The 2,906-nt window shown below is 56.5% G+C and carries 3 protein-coding genes; all 3 read left to right on the forward strand.

What is annotated here, in order from left to right; translation table 11 throughout:
• Positions 1-1,026: PAS domain S-box protein (locus WBR57_RS08640; RefSeq protein ID WP_424083468.1), on the forward strand; the 1,026-nt coding region annotated here is incomplete at its 5' end.
• Positions 1,023-1,652, forward strand: a complete 630-nt coding sequence (locus tag WBR57_RS08645; RefSeq protein WP_424083469.1) for a response regulator — start codon at positions 1,023-1,025, stop codon at positions 1,650-1,652. The genes WBR57_RS08640 and WBR57_RS08645, both read left to right, overlap by 4 nt.
• Positions 1,653-1,818: 166 nt before the next feature.
• Positions 1,819-2,906: sigma-54-dependent transcriptional regulator (locus WBR57_RS08650; RefSeq protein ID WP_424083470.1), on the forward strand; the 1,088-nt coding region annotated here is incomplete at its 3' end.

Here is a 2,906-nt window from a genome sequence, read left to right on the forward strand (position 1 = left end):
CTTCTGGAGTCTACTCCTCAGTCCGTCATCGGCGTGAGTGCGGACGAAAAGATTGTACTAGTCAATGGAACTACGGAAAAAATGTTCGGCTACCGCCCGGACGAACTGATCGGCCATCCGCTCCAAATTCTGATTCCGGAAAACGCCCGGGAACGTCACAGCGAGTACCACCGAGTTTACTTTGCCAACATGCAAACCCGGCCTATGGGCACTGGCCTCGATTTGGAAGGCCGCCGCAAGGATGGTACAAGCTTTCCGGTCGAAATTGGTCTGAGTGTCATCGCGACGTCTGGTGGTAAGCTTGGCGTGGCTTTTGTGAGCGATATCACCCAGCGGAAGCACATGGAGCAGGCTGCGCGAGCACGTGCGGAGGAAGTTCAGGCTCTGGCAGCCAGTCTCCTGACAGCTCAGGAAGAGGAGCGACGAAGAGTGTCCCGCGAGTTGCACGATCAGATCTGCCAGCAACTTGCTTCCGTGGCAATGGACATGGGCGGCCTGGTGGCCGATTTCCCGCCTCCAGCGGGCGCGCAAACGCGTGTTGCGGATTTGCGGGCCCGCATAATCAAGGTTTCGGAAGAGACCCGCCATATTGCTTATGAGCTGCATCCGTCCATCCTCGATGACTTGGGCGTGGTGGCTTCCCTGCAAAGTCTGTGCAAGGAGTTCTCCGAGCGGACAAAGATACCAGTAGAATTTACCGCCGCCGCGATGCCGCCCAGAGTGTCCCGCGAAGCAGCGTCGTGTTTGTACCGCGTCGCACAGGAGAGTCTGGAGAACATAGCCAAACATTCAGGGGCCAAACGCGTCTCAGTCGCGCTCACTTTGCGCAAGGCGAAGGTAGTACTAACCGTCGTAGATGATGGTGCTGGTTTTGACCTTGACGCAATCAAAGGGAGAGGCGGGCTCGGATTCATCGGTATGGAGGAACGCGCGCGATTGATCAATGGGAAGCTTTCCATCGCGGCGAAGCCAGGGCACGGCACCCGGATTGCACTCGAAGTGCTGTTGTCTAGCCCTCCATCATGAAACGGGCTCGGATCATACTGGCGGATGACCACACGCTGACGCTCGAAGGCATTCGTGCCGTCATTGAACCACATCACGAAATAGTCGGAATGGTACTGGACGGGCGAGCTTTGGTTGGCGCAGCGCTCCGCTTGAATCCAGACCTGATTCTCCTGGACATCACCATGCCGCTATTAAACGGCGTCGATGCCGCGGTCCAGATCAAGAAGAGTCTGTCCAGAGTGAAGCTGTTGTTTGTCACAATGCATGTGAACCCGGCGTACCTGGAGGCCGCGCTAAGCGCAGGAGGAAACGGTTACGTACTGAAATCGGTCGCCCGCGAAGAGCTTCTTGAGGCTATCCAGAGTGTCATGAGTGGCCGCATCTATGTAAGTCCGGCTCTTTCGAGCGAACACTTGGAGCGATTCAAGGACCCTTCCCGAGCCGCCGCAAGCCTTCGCCTCAGTATGAGGGAGCGGGAGATTCTCCAACTCATCGCCGAAGGTCGCTCAGCGAAGGAAATTGCTCACGTTCTGGCCATCTCCGTAAAAACCGTCGCCTTTCATCGCGAAAACATCAAGAGAAAGCTTGGCTTACGCACCACTGCCGAATTGACCAAACACGCCATCGAACAGGGCTTGGTTTAGGTTCAACCTAGTACTTTATCCAGGTCCCCTCGAAGCCCCATTCCTGATACTTTCGAGTCATTCGAAAAAAGGCGCGTGAACCTGAGACGCTGCTCTCAAGTAAGGGCGGTTTGTCCCCGGTCTTACGAAATCTGATGGAGCGAGCGCTCTAACGGGAAATAACCTCATGGCCGATGCCGCCAAATTAGCGAGCTTGCTCTTGATCATCGACGCTAACCCGAGCAGCTTGGAACTGCTCTCCAAAGCATTGGCTCGGCCGGACCTCGAGATTCTCACGGCGACCAGTTCTGAGGAGGGACTGGATCTGTTTTGCAGCCGACGCCCGGAAATCGTTATTACTGAGCTCATTATGCCGCACATGGGTGGCATGCAAGTGCTAGAGCAGATCATGGAGACCGATCCTGCCACGCATGTAATCCTCATGACGGCACATTATTCCACCGAGTCTGTCGTGAAGGCTGTCAAGATGGGCGCCAGTGATTGCTGGAACAAGCCGGTTTCGCTCGATTTGATGCGCGAGCAGATCCGCAGCTTGGTAGAAGAAGCCGGGAAACGCAAGTGTTCCCAGCAGGCCGAAGATGAATTGCGTGCGAATTCAGGATTCGCGGGGATCGTTGGCTCCAGCCGGCCGATGTACGAAATGTTGTCACGCGTCCGGTGCGTGGCGCCTTACTATCGTACGGCGCTCGTCGTCGGGGAGACGGGTACGGGGAAGGACTTGGTGGCCCGCGCGCTTCATCAGCTTAGTCCGGTGGCATCCGGACCTTATGTAGTACTCAATTGTTCCGCAGTGGTGGAGACGCTCTTTGAAAGCGAGCTCTTTGGGCACGTAAAAGGCTCGTTCACCGGAGCGACCCAAGATAAGCAGGGTTTCTTCGAACACGCTCACGGAGGAACGCTATTCCTGGACGAGATCGGCGATATGCCGCCCAGCACGCAGGCGAAGCTGCTCCGCGTGTTGCAGAGCCAAGAGTTGCAGCGAGTAGGCGCGCTCAATGGCCGTAAGGTGGACGTGCATGTGGTGGCCGCAACCAATCACGACTTGCGTGTTGCAATCGCCGAGAAGCGTTTTCGGGAGGATCTATACTACCGTCTCTCCATGGTGGAAATTGAGACGCCACGGCTGGCCGACCGCGAGGGCGACCTATCGTTGCTCGAAAGGCATTTTGTTGCCAGATTCGCCGCACAGTACGGCAAAGAGATTCGGGGATTAACTAATCGCGCGCAGATCTGGCTCTCGCAGCACTCATGGCC

This window comes from Pseudomonas sp., assembly GCF_049590575.1.
In the GTDB taxonomy this organism is placed as follows: domain Bacteria; phylum Pseudomonadota; class Gammaproteobacteria; order Pseudomonadales; family Pseudomonadaceae; genus Aquipseudomonas.

What these genes read in the sequence shown, in the direction of transcription:
- WBR57_RS08645 (WP_424083469.1), top strand. Translation starts at nt 1,023, where the DNA reads ATGAAACGGGCTCGGATCATACTGGCGGATGACCACACGCTGACGCTC.